Source organism: Methanospirillum sp. (genome assembly GCF_028679455.1).
GTDB lineage: Archaea > Halobacteriota > Methanomicrobia > Methanomicrobiales > Methanospirillaceae > Methanospirillum.
Window position 1 is genome coordinate 1 of sequence record NZ_JAJRBM010000041.1, and the last position, 7,002, is coordinate 7,002.

The 7,002-nt window shown below is 49.8% G+C and carries 5 protein-coding genes; all 5 read right to left on the reverse strand.

The window, feature by feature from the left end; genetic code table 11:
- The coding region (locus LUQ50_RS01150) for a Coenzyme F420 hydrogenase/dehydrogenase, beta subunit C-terminal domain (protein ID WP_300034922.1) at positions 1 to 1,129 on the reverse strand (1,129 nt) is incomplete at its 3' end.
- Positions 1,126 to 3,198, reverse strand: coding sequence for a formate dehydrogenase subunit alpha (gene fdhF, locus LUQ50_RS01155; RefSeq protein WP_300034924.1), 2,073 nt, complete (start codon positions 3,196 to 3,198; stop codon positions 1,126 to 1,128). The genes fdhF and LUQ50_RS01150, both read right to left, overlap by 4 nt.
- A gap of 132 nt (positions 3,199 to 3,330) precedes the next feature.
- The gene (locus LUQ50_RS01160) at positions 3,331 to 5,214 is read right to left on the reverse strand and encodes a molybdopterin biosynthesis protein (RefSeq protein ID WP_300034927.1); all 1,884 of its coding nucleotides are present in this window, start codon (positions 5,212 to 5,214) and stop codon (positions 3,331 to 3,333) included.
- Positions 5,208 to 6,410, reverse strand: coding sequence for a gephyrin-like molybdotransferase Glp (gene glp, locus LUQ50_RS01165; protein ID WP_300034930.1), 1,203 nt, complete (start codon positions 6,408 to 6,410; stop codon positions 5,208 to 5,210). The genes LUQ50_RS01160 and glp overlap by 7 nt, the downstream gene beginning before the upstream one ends.
- Entirely contained in the window at positions 6,407 to 6,583 is a 177-nt protein-coding gene (locus LUQ50_RS01170) for a hypothetical protein (RefSeq protein ID WP_300034933.1), read from the reverse strand. The genes glp and LUQ50_RS01170 overlap by 4 nt, the downstream gene beginning before the upstream one ends.
- Positions 6,584 to 7,002 lie beyond the last annotated feature (419 nt).

Consider the following 7,002-nt stretch of genomic DNA (forward strand, 5'->3'; position numbering starts at 1 on the left):
CATGATACCCGAACATGAGTTCGAGTTCTACCTGAAGAGCATTCATGTACCGTGAATTTGGAATCTCCATCGGACAGCGGTCTTCACACTGTCCGCAGTTGATACATGAGTCTGCAATGTGCGATACTCTGATGAGATGAAACATGAATGGAGGAGGAACCTGACCGGGTTTGACCAGCCATGGCTTTTTAATCCTGCAGTCTTCACAAATACAGAGGGGACAGGCTTCCGTGCACTGGTAACACTTGATGCACCGGGACATATCAAGGGTCATCTGCTGCAGGATCTGATCCCCTGATACGATATCTGAAAACTGCTCTGTCCGGTTCTTCTTACTCATAACCTGCATCGCATCTTCGACCCGGGCTCTGACTTCCACTCCTTTCGGATCAGCCGCTTCAATCCTGATATGACCAGAATGTATTGAAGACTCCAGTGCTTCTGCTCCTTTCCTGCTGCAGACCTCAATGCAGGTGGTGTTGCCGGTATAATCCCCAATCACTCCCCAGTCTCCGCACACCAGGTCACACTGACGGGGAATTCTCGTAAGGCATCGCTGACAGGAGTGCCGTCGGCCATATCCTTCCTGCTCTAACTCCTCAATCGATATTGATCTGATCTCATCAGGAGTCTGAACCATACATCTTCCCTGGGAGAAGAAGATGTTCTGCACGAGGTCAGGATCCAGACCATACTTTTCAGTAGCCATCCGACGGGCAGTAAAGGGATTGATTGTCCCGCTACAGTTCAGACCGATGAGAAGGATATTATCCAGATCTATCTGGTTTCGCTTGGCCAGTTCAATGATTGCTTTCGCTTCACATCCTTTCACCACAACTGCCAGTCTCTGCTCTGCTTTTCCCTGGAGGTATCTGAAGATAAATTTCGCAGAAGAGAGGGTTCCACAATAGAGTGAGCCGGAACAGAGCCTGAGTTTCTCAGGATCAGAGAGTATCGACATCTCTGCATCATAGATATCTGCACCCTGTCTAACTACTGATACCGCATCCACGACTCCGGTTTCCAAAAGATGCATCAGTATTCCGGTAACAAATCCCCCTGAACTCCCCGCTTCTCTGATATCCGGATCGGTTGCCCATGCATAGAAGATCTCACCCGTCCTGATCATGGTTCCGCGTCCTGAATCTTTTCTATCGATATCGCAGCCACCTTATACTCGGACATTCGGGGAAGCGAATCAGGCGAATCTTCAGGCAAGTTTCCGGTAGCCCGTTCAATGAAATGGAACGGCATAAACGTAGTGCCTTTCTTAATATCTCTGACCACCCTGGCTTTACAGAGTAAAGAACCCCGGCGAAACGAGACCTTAATGAGGTCACCACTTCTGACCTTCAGTGATTCTGCATCGGTTGGGTTCATCTCCAGATAACCTTCATTCACTTCATCAGTCAGGTTTTTGCACCGGCGGGTCATGGTCCCAGACTGCCAGTGCCAGATGAGCCGGCCGGTGGTAAGCCGGAGTGGATACTTTTTGTCAGGGAGGTCTGAAGGCTCTTTCCAGTCAACCGGATAGAAGACCCCTTTGCCATCAGGATGTGAAAACCGATCTGTATACAGGATCGGGGTGCCGGGATGATTCGGCTCAGGACAGGGCCAGCAGATCCCTTCGGGTTTGCTCACCCGATCCCAGGTCATCCCCCGATATTGGGGAATAACCGTGCACAGTTCGTTAAAAATATCCCTGGTATCGGTATAGGTAAACTGCTCTGCAAATCCCATCTTTGCAGCCAGGGCACAGATGATCTCAGTATCCGGTTTTGCATCACCCGGAGGAGGAATCGCTTTTCTGATCCGCTGGACCCGGCGTTCGGTGTTGGTCTGGGTTCCTTCTTTTTCTGCCCAGCAGGCAGCAGGCAGAACAACATCTGCATGCTGGCATGTCTCAGTGAAGAAGATATCCTGTACCACCAGAAACTCCAGATTGGAGAGACCCTCCTTCACGGCAGCCGGGTCAGGTTCAGATACTACCGGGTTTTCCCCGATGAGATACATTGCCTTAATTTCCGGGCTGTTTCCTTTAAGCCGTTCAAACAGGGTATTGATGTCATAACCTTCCCGTGGCTCACATATCCCGTTCGGAAAACCCCACTGGCGGGCAAGCGTACGATGAGCAGCACCGTCTGACACTTTGCCATATCCGGGGAAGAAGTTGGGGAGACATCCGACATCACAGGCACCTTGCACATTATTCTGACCCCGTAATGCGTTTACTCCGGTTCCCGGTCTTCCCATATTGCCGGTAAGCATCATCAGGTTTGCAATGGATCTGACATTATCAACCCCGGCTGTTTGCTGAGTAATTCCCATGGCATACAGGACGGTACATCGTTCAGCATTGCCGATCCATTCAGCCGTAGTCCGTATAATTTCAGGAGTGACTCCGCAGAGTGGACCTGCTATTTCGGGCTCATACCGTTTCTGGAGAACCACCTTTCGAACTGATTCGTATTTGGCAGTTCGTTCGGAGATGAACGAGTTGTCCTCCCACCCGTTCCTGATGATCTCCCCCATGATACTATTGAGGAGGAGTACATCTGACCCGCTGTAGAACTGGATGAAGAGATCAGATTGAACTGCAGTCGGTGTGAACCTTGGATCTGCATATATCAGACGGGCTCCCCGTGCCCGTGCCTTGATAATCTGCCTGCCAATAAGCGGATGCTGCTCAAGGGTGTTGCTTCCCAGGCAGAAGATACAGTCTGATTCTCCGATATCAGGAATCGAGTTTGTCATGGCACTGCATCCGAATGCAAGAAAAAGGCCGACCATCGTCGCAGCATGACAGATACGTGCACAATGATCGATATGCCGTGTCTTCAGGACACCACGGGCGAATTTCATCGCAAGGTAATTGTCCTCATTCGAGCATCTCGCTGAGGTGAGGACCGCCATTTCATCGGGCTGATACGCAGCGAACCTGCGTGATATCAGGTCAAGCGCTGCATCCCAGTCAGCCTCATAAAAAATATCGCCCTTTCTGATGAGGGGTTTTTTAAGCCGATCCGGATTCTGGATAAATTGATGACAGTACGTCCCTTTAGGGCAGATACGCCCCTCATTTACCGGAGATCGATAATAGGGGGCAGTCCCGATTACCTTTCCATCCTGTATCACAAGATTCAGGGAGCAGCCGGTGCTGCAGTAGGGGCAGGTGGTGGTGACCTGAGTGAATGTCATCTTTTCGATCCTTGTATCTGTGGTATACTTTGGAATCAGATGATAGTTATTGTTCTGTTTTCTGGCTGGGTTATCTGATAAAAAAGGGGAGAACTACCGTGATGGGTAGGGATTCTCTCATAATTATTGATGTTATCGCTGGTTACATCTGCGAATGTGGCCAGTTTCACCGGTTCGGTATCCTCCGAGTTTTTCGAGGATATTCTTACATTTTTGAGAGGCTATCATATCAGCGATCGCTCTGATTCGACTGTCTTCATCGAACATTTTCCTGGTTGTAACGAGTTCGTACCGTTCCACACCAACCGGTACGAAAGGAAGTGAAAATGCCTTGGCTGCACTGTAAACCGCCATCCCCAGATCTGCATCCCCGCTCTGAACAGCCAGGCAAACGCCCAGATGGGTAGTCACCTCCCGATTATACCCCGCGATACCATCAGGATCAATTCCTTTTTGCCTGAGCATATGATCGAGGAGCATCCGGGTTCCTGATCCCCGCTGTCGGTTGATGTACTGATGTGTCGTGATCGCCTCAAATCCCAACCCCTCACGGGAAACGATCCCCTGTTCCCGCTCAGCTACACATATCAGGACCAGTTCTTCGTCTGGGAAATACTTCTGCAGATAGGGAATATTATACTCACCGTCATCAGCAAGCAGATGCATTGGAGCCAGATGGCAGTCTCCTCGTTTTAGTGTCAGGAGCCCCCCCATGCTACCTACATGGGAAGAGGCAATGAGTATCCCGCACCCCCGTATCAGGTCTGCCAGATGATCAATGGCAGGATCATGACTCCCCGTGATGAGAACTACCTGTCCGGCACTCTGTTTGGGAACTGTCAGGACTGCAGTGGTCAATGATCCGGTCTCAAGACCTTCCTGGTCAGCGGGAATCTTCAGGTAAGCATTGGATCTGACCATACTCATCTGAATACCTGACCCACGTGAGAGGGGTGCTGCAATCCAGTGATCCTGAATCTTTCCCACTGTTGCAAGCACAAACTCATCGGTACCGATTGCAGACTGAATCGCACAGGTCAGCTGAACCTGTATTACTTCAGGTTCTAGTATGGGCAGTCCGTACCATCCGAGCATCGGGAGCAGAATCTCCCGAAGAATGGTGTGGCATGCAATCGGGTACCCGGGCATACCGATGACCGGCCGGTTTTCTATCTCGCCGAGTATTACCGGCTTTGCCGGTTTGATAGCAACACCGTGTATAAAAACAGTTCCCAGATCTGCAATGATCCGGGCTGTGTAATCTTTGGTCCCTTTGGATGACCCTGCCGAGATGAGGACGATGTCATGATCTACAACTGCTTCCTGGACAACAGCCCTGATCTGATCCTGATCGTCAGGAACCACCGGGTAATGGGTTACGGAGGCACCGGCAGCGGTGATGAGGGTACCTGCCATATGCATATTACTCTCAATAACCTGACCCGGCCTGGGCATGGTCCCTACCGGGACGATCTCACTGCCGGTGGGGATAAGTGCCACCCTGAGATCAAGGACCGCCACTTCAGAAACCCCATAACTTGCCATAGCTCCGATATCAACCGCCCGAATCCGACTAAAACGGGGGATAACCATCTCGGTTACTGCAATGTCCTCGCCGACCGGACGGATATGCTGCCAGGGGTGTGCAGAGGAACGGATTTGAAAGGATCCGGCCTGCTCCTCTACGTCTTCTATCATAATTACTGCATCATATCCGTCAGGAATGACATTTCCCGTGTTGACCCGGACCGCATCAGTCAGGATTACCGGTTTCTGATCGGTTGCTCCTATCGTATATTCGGTTTTTACCGCAATCCCGTCCATCGCCGAGAGATGGGCTACCGGGACAGAAAGAGGAGAAAATACAGCCTCTGCGGTAATCTTTCCATACGAGTTCTGAACCGGGATGCGAACTGTCCGGGGAGTATAGGAGAACCGATCATGAAGTTCACTGAGTACATCTGCAAGCGAGGTTAGGGTAAGATACCTCGTGGAGCCATTCTCTTCCCTCACCATGGGATCACCTCAACCATATCTCCGGCTTCATATCCTTCTACCGTACTGGGAATTCTGATAACCCCGTCACTCTGAAGGAGTGTATTGGTCAGGCCGGATCTTCCCAGGACCGGCACTACCCATTCCCTGTCGAAAACAGCCCTGATGTAATCTTCACGGCCTTGTGCAGATCTGAGGGGAGTCTGTAACCGGGTAAATACATGGGGTTCCGCTCCGGTCTCCCCGGTCATACCTTTGAGTAGTTCTTTGACAAGGACGAGGAGGATGACATATGCCGATGCCGGATGACCTGGCAGCCCGATTACCGGTTTGTCACGTGCAGTTCCGATAATTGTAGGTTTTCCCGGAGAGATTGCAATCCCGTGTACCAGAACGTTCCCCCGGGATGCTATTATATCTGCACACATATCACGTTCTCCCTTTGAACTTCCACCCGATAGCAGGATTGCATCACACGAGACAAGGGCGTCATCAACGGCCCGGGTAAGTGATTCCCGATCATCCTGAATGATGCCATACGGGACCGGAACTCCCCCGTGTTCAGAGACGAAATCAGCACAGAGCCAGGAATTTACATCCCTGATCTGGCCATCAGCCGGGGTTGTTTCCACCGGCACCAGTTCATTTCCCGTAGATATGATCGCTATCCGGGGTCTGGATGCGACCGGCACCATGCATCTTCCGCATGCAGCCAGCACTCCTGCAACCCGTGATGAAATCCGGGTTCCGGCATGAACCGCAATTCGATCAGAACCGAAGTCTTCACCTCGTGCTATCACGTTCTCTCCCGGAGCTGCAGGCCGGTGAACCAGGATCTGATCCGCAAGTTCTTCACAGTACTCGATCATCACCACTGCATCTGCCCCGGCAGGGAGAGCTCCACCGGTCGGGATATACATGCATGAACCTGACTGAATCGTAAGATCACGATTCTCTCCCATAGCAATTCTACCCGAAAGTGCCAGCATTGAAGGGATCGATTCACCAGCACCGGTGGTATCTGATGCACGGACTGCATATCCATCAACGGTGGAACGGTCAAAACCGGGTATGTCAACATCAGAGGAGATATCCTGAGCTAACACCCTGCCTAATGCATCAGTCAGGGATATATCCTCTATAGAAAATGGGCCTGCGATTTTTCTGGTAACCTGGATCGCTTCGTCTACGGGTATAACTGAGAGGAACCGGCTCATGGGAAACAGCCAAGTTGACAACTGCGAATCTTGATCTTATTTACATTACAATATTGTGCAATCTCCTGTTTACTGACTCCGTGTTTTTCAGAAATTTCAAATGCTTTCCCACAGGAAATTCCGGTAGTTACTCCTTCCTGTTCAAAAATTGATCTGATTTTTTCTGTATCCATGCTTCTATACCTACATGGTATTGGGAAGGATATCCTGATAAACTTCTCCGGATTGAATCCCTGTTAAACACTGAAAATTTGTTGTAAATCGCTTAAGATGCTAACTGTTTTTACGGATCAGGCTTGTTCCGGTAAATTCTGGAATGAAAGGATCAGGTATGCGGTTGATCAGTTTTATTCTTTAACATCTATGGGAGTTTATGAATCACGAATATAATTTCCAAATTCGATCCACGACAAATCATCAAAATGCGGCACCTATCCCTTCTCAAAATAAACCAAAGGAAGGGATAATAAAAATCAATTGATATAGCAGAAAAGAGGCTGGATATCGCTAACTTCTCCACGCGTAATGCAATTAATCATTCTATGCTAACAACTTTAAAAATAAGTTTTAAAAAATTAATCTCTCTCAAAAA